General features: G+C 63.5%; 13 protein-coding genes. 6 read left to right on the top strand and 7 right to left on the bottom strand.

Annotated elements, in window-relative coordinates:
* Positions 1-98 precede the first annotated feature (98 nt).
* Together ACCQ04_RS02920 and ACCQ04_RS02915 are read left to right on the top strand one after the other, a co-directional pair.
* A complete protein-coding gene (locus ACCQ04_RS02920; RefSeq protein WP_372358659.1) occupies positions 99-326 on the top strand; it encodes a transposase in 228 nt (75 codons plus the stop codon).
* 24 nt (positions 327-350) lie between these two features.
* Positions 351-797 (top strand): transposase, encoded by a 447-nt coding sequence (locus ACCQ04_RS02915; protein ID WP_372358658.1) that lies wholly within the window; start codon positions 351-353, stop codon positions 795-797.
* 377 nt (positions 798-1,174) lie between these two features.
* Here the strand turns inward: ACCQ04_RS02915 and ACCQ04_RS02910 are convergent, their stop codons facing one another.
* From ACCQ04_RS02910 to ACCQ04_RS02885, 6 genes are all read right to left on the bottom strand, one after another.
* Positions 1,175-1,849, bottom strand: a complete 675-nt coding sequence (locus ACCQ04_RS02910; RefSeq protein ID WP_372358657.1) for an MAE_28990/MAE_18760 family HEPN-like nuclease — start codon at positions 1,847-1,849, stop codon at positions 1,175-1,177.
* An 89-nt stretch (positions 1,850-1,938) separates the two neighbouring features.
* Entirely contained in the window at positions 1,939-3,171 is a 1,233-nt protein-coding gene (locus ACCQ04_RS02905; protein ID WP_372358656.1) for a GmrSD restriction endonuclease domain-containing protein, read from the bottom strand.
* Positions 3,172-3,235: 64 nt separating this feature from the next.
* Positions 3,236-5,923, bottom strand: a complete 2,688-nt coding sequence (aceE, locus tag ACCQ04_RS02900) for a pyruvate dehydrogenase (acetyl-transferring), homodimeric type (RefSeq protein ID WP_372358655.1) — start codon at positions 5,921-5,923, stop codon at positions 3,236-3,238.
* A gap of 406 nt (positions 5,924-6,329) precedes the next feature.
* A complete protein-coding gene (locus ACCQ04_RS02895) occupies positions 6,330-7,331 on the bottom strand; it encodes an arabinogalactan endo-1,4-beta-galactosidase (protein ID WP_372358654.1) in 1,002 nt (333 codons plus the stop codon).
* A gap of 944 nt (positions 7,332-8,275) precedes the next feature.
* Positions 8,276-9,598 carry an XVIPCD domain-containing protein gene (locus ACCQ04_RS02890; RefSeq protein WP_372358653.1) on the bottom strand — a complete coding sequence of 441 codons (1,323 nt, stop codon included), beginning with the start codon at positions 9,596-9,598 and terminating at the stop codon, positions 8,276-8,278.
* The gene (locus ACCQ04_RS02885) at positions 9,595-10,194 is read right to left on the bottom strand and encodes a hypothetical protein (RefSeq protein ID WP_372358652.1); all 600 of its coding nucleotides are present in this window, start codon (positions 10,192-10,194) and stop codon (positions 9,595-9,597) included. The genes ACCQ04_RS02890 and ACCQ04_RS02885 overlap by 4 nt, the downstream gene beginning before the upstream one ends.
* A gap of 296 nt (positions 10,195-10,490) precedes the next feature.
* Between ACCQ04_RS02885 and ACCQ04_RS02880 the strand changes: the two genes are divergently transcribed.
* From ACCQ04_RS02880 to ACCQ04_RS02865, 4 genes are all read left to right on the top strand, one after another.
* A complete protein-coding gene (locus ACCQ04_RS02880; RefSeq protein WP_372358767.1) occupies positions 10,491-12,440 on the top strand; it encodes a SpoIIE family protein phosphatase in 1,950 nt (649 codons plus the stop codon).
* Positions 12,440-12,871 (top strand): ATP-binding protein, encoded by a 432-nt coding sequence (locus tag ACCQ04_RS02875; RefSeq protein ID WP_039523217.1) that lies wholly within the window; start codon positions 12,440-12,442, stop codon positions 12,869-12,871. Before ACCQ04_RS02880 ends, ACCQ04_RS02875 begins: the two co-directional genes overlap by 1 nt.
* Positions 12,868-13,287, top strand: a complete 420-nt coding sequence (locus tag ACCQ04_RS02870) for an STAS domain-containing protein (protein ID WP_372358651.1) — start codon at positions 12,868-12,870, stop codon at positions 13,285-13,287. Before ACCQ04_RS02875 ends, ACCQ04_RS02870 begins: the two co-directional genes overlap by 4 nt.
* Before the next feature lie 239 nt (positions 13,288-13,526).
* Positions 13,527-14,150, top strand: coding sequence for an HAD hydrolase-like protein (locus tag ACCQ04_RS02865; RefSeq protein WP_372358650.1), 624 nt, complete (start codon positions 13,527-13,529; stop codon positions 14,148-14,150).
* 150 nt (positions 14,151-14,300) lie between these two features.
* On the opposite strand, the gene ACCQ04_RS02860 is transcribed toward ACCQ04_RS02865, so the two are convergent.
* Positions 14,301-15,020 (bottom strand): GntR family transcriptional regulator, encoded by a 720-nt coding sequence (locus tag ACCQ04_RS02860; RefSeq protein WP_372358649.1) that lies wholly within the window; start codon positions 15,018-15,020, stop codon positions 14,301-14,303.
* Positions 15,021-15,044 lie beyond the last annotated feature (24 nt).

The raw sequence follows: 15,044 nt of genomic DNA, 5'->3' as shown, positions 1-15,044 counted from the left end.
GCAAGGTCACTTTCTACGCAAATTTCAGGCTGCGGCCTTACCCTTTGGGAGGGTGTCCCTCGCTGTCAGAACCAATACCTTGCTGCGAGTCTTGCTAGGTGGCCAGACTTCCGCATATCGACCTTCCCGGTATCCCGCAGCACATCATGCAGCGCGGGAACAACCGCTTGCCGTGCTTTCTGGATGATGGCGACCGATTGCGCTACCTGCATCTATTGCGTGATGCCCTATACGCCATAGGCTGCCAGCTGCATGTCCATGTGTTGATGGACAACCATGTGCACTTGCTTGCCACGCCCCAGCAACGGGATGGATCGGGCAACTGATGCAGCGGCTTGGGCACAACGTACGTGGCGCTGTTCAGTGGCGGCCACGGGCGCACCGGCACACCATGGGAAGGGCGCTACAAAGCCTGCCTTTTGGACAGCGCGGACTACGTCCTTCGCGGCTATCGCTATATTGAACTCCACCCGGTACGTGCTCGCCTGACCGACGACCCGGCGGTGTATCGCTGGTCCAGCTGCCCAGCCAACGTAGGCCAGCGCAGTCACTCCGCATTGACACCACATCCCTATTGGCTCGCGCTTGGCAGCGACCCAATCGAGCGATCCGACACCCACCGTGCCCTGCTCGATGAAGCCCTCTCCAACGAACTGCTCGCCAGCATTCGTCTTCATCTACCGCAGCAGCAAGCGCTGGGCCATGACGCCTTCCGTGCGATGGTCGAAGCCAAGACCCGCCGCTTTGCGGGCGTCAAGCCCGCGCACCGGCCACGCAAACCGAACACAGTCGACTGATAAGTTAACCTGACCCCGTTACTCCAGCGCTCGCCTTACCGACGAACCGGCGGCGTATCGCTAGTCAAGTTCCCCAGTTAAACCTTGGTCAGCGTGGGCACTTGAAATGACGCCACACCCCTGTTGGCCTACGCTTGGCAACGATCCGATTGAACAATCCAACGCCTGCCGCGCCCTTCTCGATAAAGCCCTGTCGATGAATTGCTCATCAGTATCGGCCTTCATCTGCAGCAGCAGCGAGCTCTGGGCCAAGGCTCATTCTGCGCAATAGTCGAAGCCAAGACCCGCCGATTTGTGGCGTCAGACCCGTTCATAGGTTACGCAAGCAAGCACAGCCGATTTGTAAGTGAATTTAGCCGTATTATTCGCACAGCTCTTTAAGAACTCACAGCTTCAAATCGAGCTCCCGCTTGATATGTTCCACCCTCCGCAGCATCCAATATTGCGTTAGCTAGGCTCTGGCACAAATCTAGCATCAGTCCAAATCTCTCTCGAAGTACATCCCCATCAATTCGAAGCCCTTCACCATGTGCGATCTTATGACGTTCGCCAAGCAACAGTGCATCAATGAAAGTTCTTGTCCGCGCCCATTCGCTGACGCCCATTCCAAGCTCCGAGTCAATCCCAATTGAACTCAATAGTTCTCTAAGAACCTCAGAGCTAGGATTACTACGAGTCGTCACTTCCCAACGCGCCGGGCCAGAAGCTGCGTCCCGTATCTTCTTCGCCAACCTCAAATGGTGACGTTCGGATCCAGGAAAACTCGACTTCGCGGCCTCAACAACATCGCTATAAAATGCAATCGCGACAAAATTACAGCTCATCTCGCTAAAGCTAAGCTGTTGAGAAAAAACGAAATCCACGTAAATCTCTACTGCTTTTTTTAAAAAACCTTCCCAATGCGCGCATAGCATAACCGCACCAGCACGACAGTAATATACTTTCGAAGCAGAGGCTCTAGTTGCCCCCCTCAGTATTCCAACTAATTCTTTTTTTCTCCAAGCCAGCTCTCGATCAATTTTTTGTTGCAAATATTCAATTGTCTGAGGCATAAATTGATCCTTCCACTTCCATGCAACCTAAAGTCAGACAGCTACGCATAAATTCAGGATCAATTTTCAAACCAGTTGAACGATTACAGCTATTTTTTTAAATTCTTCTTAACCTTCTTTTTTGCCCCAAGGTTAGAACTTTTTTCGAGATTACTTTTTGCCTTGACCGCCTTAACTGCTCGCCTACGCAACCCCTGCTTTCTACTCTCAGACTTTTCTAGGGCCTCTAATATAATTCGATCAGCCACTGGCATCACTCGCAACATTCGCTCTCGCGCTCGAAGCCCAGAAAAACTCTTCTTATAAGCATCACTTGCCCACACTTTCTTAATCACATCACTGACGTCAAATTCATCACCGGCAGCCTTAATCCTTGACCAGTGCCTTCCGATTGAGAGGCCCAATCCTTCAAATGCTGCAAGCGAGAATCCGCCTCTAAACGCATTTATCCGGGCATCCCAGGGACGGAAAGAATTCCCCCCAATTTCGTGATCCAGGTAGGCAAACATCTCTTTAAAAAGATGGACTTCTTTCGAAATTTTGAACTTTGGATCAAGAGCCAGAATTTCCATGCGATCACGGAGAAAGTCGTGAACATCGCCGATCTGCCGGGGATCTGCATCTCTCAACGTCAGGAATCTAAGAACGAGATCCATATCGTACCGCTCGCTTCTTTGGGTATCGCTTAACAGCGTGCATGCAATAAAAGAATCCTCTTCAGCAAGAGACTTAATCTCCCTGTACATAGGCGCATTAATACTTACAAGGATGCAGTTTCTAATCTCCTGCGGCGAAAGGGATGCGCCATATGTATTTAAGCGCTCAAAGAGATCAAACTTGCCCGTGGAAGCCGCGCCTTTTTCACGCTCCAATATCTTAACGTCAAGCCTAGTTCTCTTAAATTCAAGCTTAAGCGTTTGATCGAGAGATGCATAAGTGACATCTTTCAACGAAGGTAAATGCTTAGTCGCCTCGAGGACAAAAGCTGGCTTTGGTTCAACCTCGTCCTCCGTTTCGGATTTCGGGCCTGATAATTCGCCCATAAATTCAAAAATCGTAGAGAGTCGCTGCACGCCATCGATGACCTCCCAGATTCCATCTTCGTTTACGGCCACGTAGATGGGCGGAAGGGGTATACCAAGCAGAAGCGACTCAATTAGGCGAGATTTTTGCTGAGGGACCCAACGAAAGACGCGTTGGAATTCCGGATGAATATCAAGTTCACCTTCCTTGTAAAGGTTTAAAACTTCACCAACGGACATGGAGAGGTTCTCCGAAGATATCTCACGCCGCTTGGAATCGACCTCGCTCTTGACAGACATATTCCTTCCTTAGCTCAGGCTTGGTAAAAAAGAAGGGCGAGTTATGCTCGCCCCATAATTTTTTTTAAACCCCGACAGGATTCGCCTTCTCGGGATCAATCTTGTACTGCTTGATCGCCCGGGCCACATCCTTACCTGTCATCTTCCCGTCCTTCGCCAGCGCGGCAATCGCCGCGTGCGCGATGTAGTAACGGTCCACTTCGAAGAAGCGGCGCAAGTTCGCACGCGTATCCGACCGACCGAACCCATCCGTGCCGAGCACGGTGTAGGTCATCGGCACAAAGGCGCGGATCTGGTCGGCGAAGGCGCGCACGTAGTCGGTTGCAGCGATGGCCGGGCCCTGGCGGCCTTCCAGCAACTGGGTGACGTACGGCTTACGCTGTTCGGATTCCGGATGCAGGCGGTTCCAGCGTTCTACGGCGTAGCCGTCGCGGCGCACTTCGTTGAGGCTGGGGCAGGACCAGATGTCGGCGGTGACGCCGAAGTCCTTGTCCAGCAGCTCGGCCGCGGCGATGGCCTCGCGCAGGATGGTGCCGCTGCCCAGCAGCTGCACGCGCAGCTCGCCCTTCTTGGGCTTGCCGGCGTCCTTGAGCAGGTACATGCCCTTGATGATGCCCTCGGCTGCGCCGTCCGGCATGCCGGGGTGGGCGTAGTTCTCGTTCATCAGGGTGATGTAGTAGTACTCGTCGATCTGGTCTTCCATCATCGCCTTCATGCCGTGCTGCATGATGACGGTGACTTCGAAGCCGAAGGTCGGGTCGTAGCTACGCACGTTCGGGATGGAGCCGGCGATGACCTGGCTGAAGCCGTCTTCGTGCTGCAGGCCTTCGCCGTTGAGCGTGGTGCGGCCGGCGGTGCCGCCGAGCAGGAAGCCACGCGTGCGCATGTCCGCTGCCTGCCAGGCGATGTCGCCCACGCGCTGGAAGCCGAACATGGAGTAGTAGATGTAGAACGGCAGCATCGGCACGTCGGACACCGAGTAGCTGGTGCCGGCGGCCATCCACGAGGCGATGGCGCCCGGCTCGCTGATGCCCTGCTGCAGCACCTGGCCGGTCTGGTCTTCGCGGTAGTACATCAGCTGGTCGGCGTCGACCGGCTTGTACTTCTGGCCGAACGGGGCATAGATGCCGATCTGGCGGAACATGCCTTCCATACCGAAGGTGCGCGCCTCATCGGCCACGATCGGCACGATGCGCGGGCCCAGCTCCTTGTCGCGCAGGGCAATGTTGAGGCTCTGCACGAAGGACATGGTGGTGGAATAGCTGCGCTCGCCGCTGTCCTTGAGCAGGCGCTCGAACTTGTCGAGCGTGGGCGCCACGAACGACTTGCTGGCCTTGGGACGGCGCTGCGGCAAGAAGCCGCCGAGCACGTTGCGGCGCTCTTTCAGGTACTGCACTTCCGGGGAATCTTCGCCGGGGTGGTAGAACGGCACCTGGCCGTCTTCCAGCTGGGCGTCGGTCACCGGGATATTGAAGCGGTCGCGGAAGTGCTTGACCGCCGCGTCGTCCAGCTTCTTGGTCTGGTGGGTGGGGTTGAGCGCCTCACCGGCCGAGCCCATGCCGTAGCCCTTGACCGTCTTGGCCAGGATCACGGTGGGCATGCCCTTGGTGTTCACGGCCTGGTGGTAGGCGGCGTACACCTTGTGCGGGTCGTGGCCGCCACGGTTCAGGCGCCAGATGTCGTCGTCGGACAGGCCGGCGACCATGGCCGCGGTCTCCGGGTACTTGCCGAAGAAGTTGGCGCGCGTGTAGGCGCCGCCGAAGGCCTTGCAGTTCTGGTATTCGCCGTCGACGGTTTCCATCATCAGCTTGCGCAGCACACCGTCGGTGTCCTTGGCCAGCAGCGCGTCCCAGTAGCCGCCCCAGAGCAGCTTGATGACGTTCCAGCCGCCGCCACGGAACACGCCTTCCAGTTCCTGGATGATCTTGCCGTTGCCGCGCACCGGGCCGTCCAGGCGCTGCAGGTTGCAGTTGACCACGAAGATCAGGTTGTCCAGGCCTTCGCGGCCGGCCAGCGCGATGGCGCCGAGGGTTTCCGGCTCGTCCGACTCGCCGTCGCCGATGAAGCACCACACCTTGCGGTCGGACTTCTCGATCAGGCCGCGGTTTTCCAGGTAGCGCATGAACTGCGCCTGGTAGATGGCGGCCAGCGGGCCCAGGCCCATCGACACGGTGGGGGTCTGCCAGAACTCGGGCATCAGCCACGGGTGCGGGTAGGAGGAGATGCCCTGGCCGTCCACTTCCATGCGGAAGTTGTCCAGCTGGGCTTCGCTGATGCGGCCTTCCAGGAAGGCGCGGGCGTAGACGCCCGGGGCGCTATGGCCCTGGATGAACAGCAGGTCGCCCGGGTGCTGGTCGCTGGGCGCGCGCCAGAAGTGATTGAAGCCCACGTCGTACAGCGTGGCGCTGGAGGCGAACGAGGCGATGTGGCCGCCCAGGTCGCCCGGCTTGCGGTTGGCCCGCACGACGGTGGCCATGGCGTTCCAGCGGATGATCGAGCGGATCTTCCACTCCAGCGCGGAGTCGCCGGGGTTCTTGGCCTCGTTGGCCGGTGCGATGGTGTTGACGTACTCGGTGGTGGGCGAGAACGGCAGGTAAGCGCCGGCGCGGCGGGTCTGTTCGACCATGCCTTCCAGCAGCTGATGGGCGCGCTCCGGGCCTTCGACGTCGATGACGGCCTTGATCGATTCGAGCCACTCCTGCGTCTCAAGCGGGTTCGGATCGTTGTGCAGCACTTCGTTCAACCAGTTCATTAGCGCTCCCGGGGGGACACACCCCGCGGGTGTGTCGACATCGTGAATTCGTGAACCCCCAAGTGTACCGCACGCACCTGTTGCCATTCCTCGCTACGGGTGCGTATGGAATGGGACGGTGTCGTGCGTGGGTGGGGTACTGATGCCGGCTGGGACGACGATCCGGTGCAGCGGGCGCTGCCGGTATACGACCAAAGGATAAGGGCCACCAGCCGGAAAGGACCGACACGCCTGCCCAGTAGGAGCGCACCCGGGCGCGAGAGGCGTTACCGGCAAAGCCCGGTCGCGCCCGGGTGCGCTCCTACGCCTAGGGGATGCGCCTGGCGCCCTGTAGGAGCGCACCTGGGCGCGAGGGGCGTTACCGGTGAAGCCCGTCGCGCCCGGGTGCGCTCCTACGATGGGAGGGTCAGAACGCTTGTAGCGCTTCGGTCAGCTGGCCGTTGTTGTTGACTGCGCCCATGGTGTAGCCCTGCCAGCCGGGGTAGGCGTTGGGCTCCCAGTAGAAGATGCCGAGCACGCGCGATCCGATGGCGCTGCTGCGGCTGAGCAGGTTGGTGAGCATGGCGCGGGTGGTGGCGGCCTGCTGCCAGTCCATGCCGACCTCGGCCACGATCACGTCGCTGCCGTAGCGGGAGATCATGTCGCGCATGTTGGTGTCCAGGCGGCTGTTGTAGTCCTGCCAGCTGCCGACCGGCGGGTAATGCGACATGCCGATGACGTCCCACTTGCCGCCGGCCGAGCGCAGGTTGTCGAAGAACCAGCGGAAGTTGGCGTTGTCGTAGCCGTTGGCCAGGTGCACGATGACCTTGGCGTTGGGGTACACCGCCTTGGTGGCGTTGTAGCCGCTGTTGATGAACTGGCCCAGGGTGGCGAAGTTGGGCGTCTTGCCCTCGTTCCACAGCATGCCGCTGTTGATCTCGTTGCCCACCTGCACCCAGCTGACGGTGATGCCGTTGTCCTTGAGGTATTTGAGGATGCCCTGGGTGTGACTGTAGACATCGGTATTGAGCTGGGCGACGGAGTGGCCCGCCCAGGCGGCCGGCTTGGTCTGCTTGCCGGGGTCGGCCCAGCTGTCGCTGTAGTGGAAGTCGATCATGATGCGCATGCCCTGCGCGGCGGCGCGCTTGGCCTTGTCCAGGGTGTCGCGGCCATCGTTCCAGCCGCCGGACGGGTTGACCCACACGCGCAGGCGGATGGCGTTGCCGCCCACATCCTTGAACAGCTTGATGAAGTCGGTGGTGTTGCCGGAAGCATCGCGAAACACCTGCGGCGGGTTGGCCGCGGCCTGCTGGTTGAGCCAGCTGACATCGGCGCCCTTGGCGATGCCCTGCGCGCCGGCGCCGGCGCTGAGGCCACCCAGCAGCAGCACCAGCAGCAAACGGTGGTACCCCTTGCGAAAAACGTGCATGAACCCTCTCCCTTGATCGATGGATGTCGCGCCACATGGCGCCCTGGCTGATCCCCCTGAATTCGCCGCGTGCCTGTGGCGATACGGCGCTGCCCGCAGCGGCCAGACACGCCGCGAAACGGTGGCGATTGCAGCACGGCGGCGCAATGCGGTCGCGCTCGCTATAGCTGCTGCGTGGTTGCGGCATATCTCGCGGCGGCAAACGCCCTGCGCCAGCGAGCTGGCGGTATTTTGGCCAGCGCATTGTTGTGCGGGTGCAACAGAAAACCGCCGCGATAGTGCGCAGCGGGTCTGCGATTGGACATCGGTCGCTGAGGTGACAGGTGTGGTCGACTGTTACGGCAGCACAAGCAGACCTGGGCTCGATGCGATGCGGTGCGGCGACGTGCTGTGGGCCTCCCGGCACCGGGGCGCGTTGCTGGAAGCGCACACCCTCGCCGTACGTACGCCGCTCACCGCTCACCGCGCGCAGCGGCCGTGCTGTGACTGCGGCTGCGTGACTGCGGCTGCGGCTGCGGCTGCGGCTGTGGCTGTGGCTGTAACTGTGACTGTGACTGTGACTGTGGCTGTGGCTGTGGCTGTGGCTGTGGCTGACAGCTGATTCTGGAACGACCACCCTGGCTCGATCACCGTCACCGGCGCTACGCGGCAAGCTGCGATTCCAGTTCGACAGCAGCAGCCCGACGCGTGAAGACCGCCTCGCCTTCCAGCTGCCCTGCCCGCTCTGCGCACTCGACACGCTCGCGTCCGTAGGTGGGCAGCGGCCGAACGAAAAACGCCGGGCAAGCCGGCGTTTTTTCTGTGCACCACGCGATGGCAGCGGATGGCGCGCTCAGCACCACAGTGCACGCGTGGTCCACGCCGATTCCAGGCAGCGACCGCGCCCACCTGACGGCTGCGCAGCCGTTTTGTCGGCTGCCCAACGCCACGCATGCATAACGCACTCAGCCCAGCGCGCGTGTACCCTGCTGTTGTTGCTGGGTCTGGGTTTGCTGCTGCTCCAGCGCCAGCGACTGGCGTGCGGCATTGTCGGCCACGCGCTGGCTGCTCTGCTCCAGCGGGGTGTTCATCGCGGTCATGGTTTCCACGCTGACACGCAGCTGCGCGGGGTCGTCCACACGGCCCTGCACGGCGAAGGTGCGTGCGGCATCGGGGCTCATCATCACCGCGTCGATGCGCTGGCCACCGGCGGCGTGCATTTCCGAGGCGAGCGAGCCGGACAACTGGGCGCTTTGCTGGTCGGGCGCGCGCCCTGCACGTGCGTCCTGTGCGTGCACGCCACGCTGCGCGTCTTGGAACAAGGCATTGCCCACATGCCCCGGTTGGTCGATACGCAGCGAGGTGTGCTCGTTACCGTGCTCGCGTGCGTCGCGCTTGGCAGGCTCGCCCGGAGCAAGCGGGCCGCGGATGGCGTCGATGGCGTCCTGGCCGAGGCCGCGCGCTCTGCGCGTCAGGATGGTGGTGCCGGTGCGCAGCCCGTCCACATCGCTGCGGTATTCGTCGATCATGCGCGCGTTCTTTTCGGCAAGCGGACGCGCGTTGGGGTCGGTGAGCGCCGAATGCTCGCCCAGGAAGTTGCCCAGCTTGTGCGCGCCCAGCGAACCGCCCGCCGCCACCAGCGGGTAGTCGGGAATCAGGAAATTGGCCTTGCTGTTGCTGTAGCCGGCGCCGCTCAACGTGGCGATTTCATCCGGCTTGGCGTAGATGCGTACCTGCCCGAAATGCGGCGAGGCCGCGCTGACCGGGTCCGACGCCATCACGTGGTTGATCACGCTGTTGCCGCCTTCGGGAATGCGGTAACTCAGGCTGGCTGCACCGTAGGCGTTGAAGGTTTCGCCCTTGAGGTCGTAGTGGTGCGCGGAGACCTGCGCAAGCGCACCGCCCAGGGAGTGGCCGGTGACGGTGACTTCGGGTTGGTGCCCGGTTCGCTTGCCGACGTCCTTGGCAATGTCCATCGCGTTTTTGGTCAGCGCGAGCGCGTCGGCTGCCTGCGGATTGGTCCGCGAGGTGACCATGGTCGCATCGGTGAGAATGTCCTTGACCGCGCCCTCGGTGCCGCGATGGGCGACCACGATGTCGCCGCTGCCTTCACGCCGGTAGATCGTGCCTTGATAGCCGGTGGCCTTGTTGTTGACGTGGTCGAGAACCGCATAACGCTGCCCCTCGACCACGACGATTTCTTCCTGACCTGGCGCGCGCCGGCCGACGGCGCGATCCTTGTAGACATCTTCCGACAAGCCCGCATAGTGCGGCGATGGGATGCTCATGGCGCAACTTCCTTGGCAGCCAATGTGATGGTGAAGAGATTGTCGCGGATTTCCGGCTTGAATTTGTCCGGGCTCAGCTCACCGGTGTCCGGAAAGCTCTTGGACTCCGAGCGCGGATACCCTTCCTTCCAGTAGTACTTCGTCTGTGGCTGCTGCGCAGTCACCGTCTTGCCTTCGATAAACGACAGGAAGCGGGTCTCTTCCTCTGCACCGGTGGCCTTCAGCAGCACGCTGGCACCGCTGAATTCCCAGTGGCAGACGCCGCGACCGTAATAGTCCTCGTCCTGCATCAGGTCCAGATAGACGGTGCCGCGGTACTCGGTGTCGGAGATCTTCTTGAGTGCGAAGTCTTCCTGGCTGGTGATGCGCCCGGCGGTGCCGGTTTCGGGCTGGATCTTGCCGCATTCGGCTTCGTTGCTGACGTCGTACTGCGCCGCGCCCTGCACCAGGCCGAAGGCGCCGGGCGCCTTGTCCAGGGTCAGCGTGACCTCGTAGGCCTTGCGCGGGCTGGGATTCAACTTGGCAAGGCCGCGGCTACCGGCCTCGACGTCGGCTTCTGCGGCGGCCTCGGTTGCGGGGGATTGGGTCTGGGTCATGCTGGTCTCCGGGGCGTTACAGGCCGTAAGCAAAAGGGCCAGCAGGCTCGGGGTCAGAATCTGGCGCAAGGCCGGCCTCCATGGCGATAGGGGGAGTCAATCTAGTTTGCTTGACCCGCTGGGGTCAATTTACGGCAGCTGAGGATGAGGCGGCCGTGAGCCGGTTGCCGGCGCCCGCAAAACTGCCATGATCGGGCCATCCGCCGCCACGGAAGCGCGCCATCGCCACGGGTCCCACATCGCCAGCCGACAGCGTGGCCGTCACCCCGCGGGTGCACTGGCGGCACAGCCTGCGCATGCGCGTGTTGCTGGCCGCCACCGCGGTGCTGGTGGTGTTGCTGGCGTTGCTGGGCACGGTGTTCTACCTGGGCGCACGCGCCGAGCTGGTGGAGGCGGCGCGCACCGAGGTGGATGGCCTGACCGAGCAGACCGCACGCAGCCTGGCGGCGATGCTGGACTCGGTGCAGGTGAGCGGCCGCACGCTGGCGGCCAGCAGCAGCGCGGTGGGGCTGCAGCCGTTCAATCTGCGCGCGCTGCTGCTGGCCACGCTCAGCGGCGACCCGGATATCGGTGCGGCGCGGTTGATCATCGAGCCGCGCACGCAGAAGGCGCGCGACACCGGGTTTGTCTGGTACGTGCATCGCGACGGCACGCGCGTGCTAGAGAAATCGGTGCAGGACCTGGGCTACGACTACCGCGCGATGCCGTGGTATCTGCGCACCCAGCGCGAAGGCCGCGCGTGGTGGTCAGAGCCGTATCTCAACGCCAATGGCGGCAACGCGCTGTACACCAGCTACAACCTGCCGTTGCGCCGCCCGGGCGATGCGGTGGATGCCGCGCCGGTGGGCATGGTCAGCGTGGACCTGCCGTTGCAGCACCTGCGCGAGATCATCGACCAGCTGCCGCGCGACATCGGCATCCAGCCGATGCTGCTGTCGCCCGAAGGCATGCTGGTGTTCAGCCCCGACCCGGCGCTCAACCTGCGTTACACGCTGGAGCGTTACGTGGCGCATTCGCGGCCCGACCTGCTGCCGTTGCAGCGCGCGGTGGCGGCGGGCCAGCCGGTCTCGTTTGCGCACACCGCGCCGGATGGCGAGCGCTTTTTGACCCATAGCGCGGCGGTGGGGCGCAGCGGCTGGACCTTCGTGCTGTCCGCCTCGGAGGGCTATGTGCTGGCGGGCCTGAACTGGCTGGCCGCGTGGGTGGCGCTGGCGGCGTTGCTGGGCGCGGTGGTGTGGTGGTGGCTGATGGGGCGGATCACGCGCAAGCTGACGCGCCCGATCGAGGAATTGACCGATACCGCCGAGCACTTTCGCCGTGGCGAATTCGCATACCCGCTGCAGCACATCGAACGCCGCGACGAGGTGGGCGTGATGGCGCGTGCGTTCGACAGCGCGCGCGATGCGATCCGCGACCACATCGCGCAGATCGGCGAGATGACCGCCGCGCGCGAGCGCATGCACAGCGAGCTGCAGATTGCGCGCGAGATCCAGCAGGCGATGCTGCCCTCCGGGCGCACCTTCGACCGCGCCAGTTCGCATCTGGAAACCTGCGCCTGGCTGGAACCGGCCAAGGCGGTGGGCGGCGACTTCTACCACTTCGTCGAGACCGAGCCGGGGCTGCTGTGGTTTGTGGTGGGCGATGTGTCCGACAAGGGCGTGCCGGCCGCCTTGTTCATGGCGCGCGCGGTGAGCGTGCTGGAAATCGCCGCGCGCCGGCATACGCGCCCGGACAGCATCCTGATCGCCGCCTCCACGCGGCTGGCCGAAAACAACGACACCTGCATGTTCGCCACGGTGCTGTGCGGGGTGATCAACGTGGTGAGCGGCGACTACTGGCTGGCCAGTGCCGGCCATGAGCCGCCGGTGCTGATCGACATCGACGGCAGCGCGCGGCCGTTGCCGCTGGACACCGGCGCGCCGCTGGGGATCGAGCCGCAGGTGGCCTACCCGGTCCTGCAGGGCCGCATGAGCGCCGGGCAGACGCTGCTGGGCTATACCGACGGGGTGACCGAGGCGATGGACGAGCAAGGGGCCAGCTATGGGCTGGAGCGCCTGCTCGGCGCTTTGCGGCCACGCCGCAGCGCGGCGGCGCAGTGCAAGGCGGTGATCGCCAACATCGCCCACTTCACCGGCCAGGCCGACCCGTACGACGACATCACCCTGCTGGCGATCCGGCTGCGCCAGGAGCATGCTGGGCGGGTCGCAGACGCTGGCCGGGACGCCCCCGGAAAGGCAACGACCTGATGAAGCTCGACCTGGCCATCGCGCCCTCGCTGGCCCAGCTGGCCGGCGCCAACGACGCGCTGGAACACTCGCTCACGCTGGAAGGCCTGCACGCCGAGCGCATCGGCCAGGTGCGGCTGATCGTGGAAGAGCTCGGCTGCAATGCGCTCACCCACGGCCAGTGCGCCGAGCAGCCGCTGCGCCTGCAACTGCAGCTGGACCCGCAGGCGCTGGTGCTGGAGATGCACGACCCCGGCAGTGCGTTCGACCCCAGCACCGCCGCGATGCCGGACCTGAGTGCCGAGCTCGACGAGCGCGCGATCGGCGGGCTGGGGCTGTTCCTGGTGCATCAGTTCGCCGATCACATCGACTACCGCCGCGATGGTGCATACAACGTGGTGCGCGTCACCCTGCTCCACCCGTACGCCCCCGTCCCCGAGGCACTGTCATGACCACGCTCGCCATTCAGATCGACCCGCCGCAGGACACCCGTCAACGCGTCATCCTGACCGGGCGCCTGGACACCCACACCTACCAGGATCTGGACGCGGCGCTGTCGCCGCTGCTGGGCACCCTGATCACCACGCTGGTGCTGGACCTGACCGCGCTGGAATACATCTCCAGCGCCGGCATCCGCTGCATCTTCAAGGCGCGCAGGGCACTGGCCACGCGCCAGGGCAAGGTGCTGGTGACCAACCCGCAGCCGCAGATCCGCAAGGTCTTCGACATGGTCAAGGCAGTGCCGCTGAGCGATGTCTTCGCCTCCACCGAAGAGCTGGATGCCTACCTGGCGGCGATGCAGCGCAAGGTCATCGAACAGCATGCGCAAGGCGATACGCCGATCGTGCCGCATTTCGCCGAGGCCTGAGCGCGGCTAGCGCCGCATGGCGAACAGGCGCCGGCTGGATGTAGACGGCGCGCTCGGCAGAAGGATACGAGAGGTGCATGCCGACCCCGGCATCGGACGCGCGCCGTCTGGCGATGATTGCAGTGGTTGTGCCGATCGCGTTGCGGTGTCGCCTCGCCTGCGCGCACATCGGTGGCGTGTCTGCGTACGGCATGAGTGCAGCAGTGGTTAGGCTATGACGCCCTGATCCCCGCGTTGCAATGCCCAAGCTGATCATCTTCGATTTCGACGGCACCCTGGCCGACTCGTTCGGTTTCTTTCTGAGCACGCAGCGCGTACTGGCCGCGCGGCACGGGTTCCGCGCTGCGCAAGCGCATGAAGTGGACGCCGCACGCCGCCTGAGCACCCGCCAGCTGCTCAAGCAATCGGGCCTGAGCAGCTGGCGCATCCCGCTGGTGGCTGCCGACTTCATCCGCCTGATGCGTGCTGCCCCGCCGATGGCCTTGTTCGACGGCATTGCCGGGGTGCTGCAGGCCCTGCACGCCCGTGGCACCCGCCTGGCCCTGGTGTCGTCCAACTCGGTGGAGAATGTGCAGCGCGCGCTGGGCGAGGAGCTGGGCGCGAAGTTCGCAGTGATCGACGGCGGTGCGCATCTGCTGGGCAAACAGCGCGCCTTGCGTCGCGTGTTGCGCAGCACCGGACATACCGCAGCGCAGGCGGTGTACGTGGGCGACCAGGTCGCCGACTGGGAGGCGGCGCAAGCGGTGGGCTTACCGTTTGCTGCAGTTGCGTGGGGCTATGCGCATCCGGACGTGTTTGCCGGCTTGGCTGAGACGCGGTTGATCGAACGCGTGGATGACTTGCTTGCGTTGGGCGGGGAGTAGGCGGCGGGGATTGGGGATTCGCAAGAGCGAGAAGCTTTCCGGTGCTGCGTGCGCACGTACCCTTATCCGCCCTTCGGGCACCTTCTCCCGATGGGAGAAGGGATGTGCGATCTCGATGCGCGTGGTGGTGCGCCCGGACAGCGCCGACTGCTAGACCCCACCCACCCTCGGTAATGGCGCCGGCACGTTCAACATGCCACCCGCTGCCACATACGCCGCCAAGGCCTGGCCCTGGCTCAACAGATGGCCGTGCATCGTGCGCTCTGCGCCTTCGGCGTCGCCGCCGCGTACGCAGGCCATCAGCTCGCGGTGCTCGGCCAGCGACTGCGCCATGCGCCCGGGCGTCAACAGCTGCCGGCCGCGGTGCATCTTGAGGATGCGGTGCAGATCGTGGGTGACCCGGATCAACCACGGATTGCCGGCGTACTGCTGCACGGTCTCGTGGATCAGATAATTGTTGCGGTAGTACTCGGCCAGGTCGCCAGCGGTGGCGGCGGCTTCCATCGCCGCGTGCAGCTCTTCCAGGCGTTGCACGCCGGCTGCGTCGATGCGCTTGACCGCATCGTGCGCGCAGCGGCCTTCCAGCATCGCCATCACCGGGAACAACTGGTTGAGGTCTTCCAGCGTCAGCCGCGTGACCCGGCTGCCGCGGCCGGCGTCCAGCTGCACCAGGCCTTCGGCGGCGAGCAGCTTGAGGCTCTCGCGCAGCGGGGTGCGGCTGATGCCGAGTTCCTCGGCCAGCGCCGGCTCGTCGATCCATTCGCCCGGCGGCAGCGCGTAGTCGTAGATCTTCTGGCGCAGGCGCTCGGCCACTTCCTCGTACAGCGGTACGCGCTTCTTGGCGTTGCGCGAATCAGGGGCGAGGGTCATGGCAGGCGGGTCGTCGATGCTGGC

The organism is Xanthomonas sp. NCPPB 2866 (genome assembly GCF_041475745.2).
Taxonomy (GTDB): Bacteria; Pseudomonadota; Gammaproteobacteria; order Xanthomonadales; family Xanthomonadaceae; genus Xanthomonas; species Xanthomonas arboricola.
This window is presented reverse-complemented; position numbering and strand designations above follow the sequence as displayed.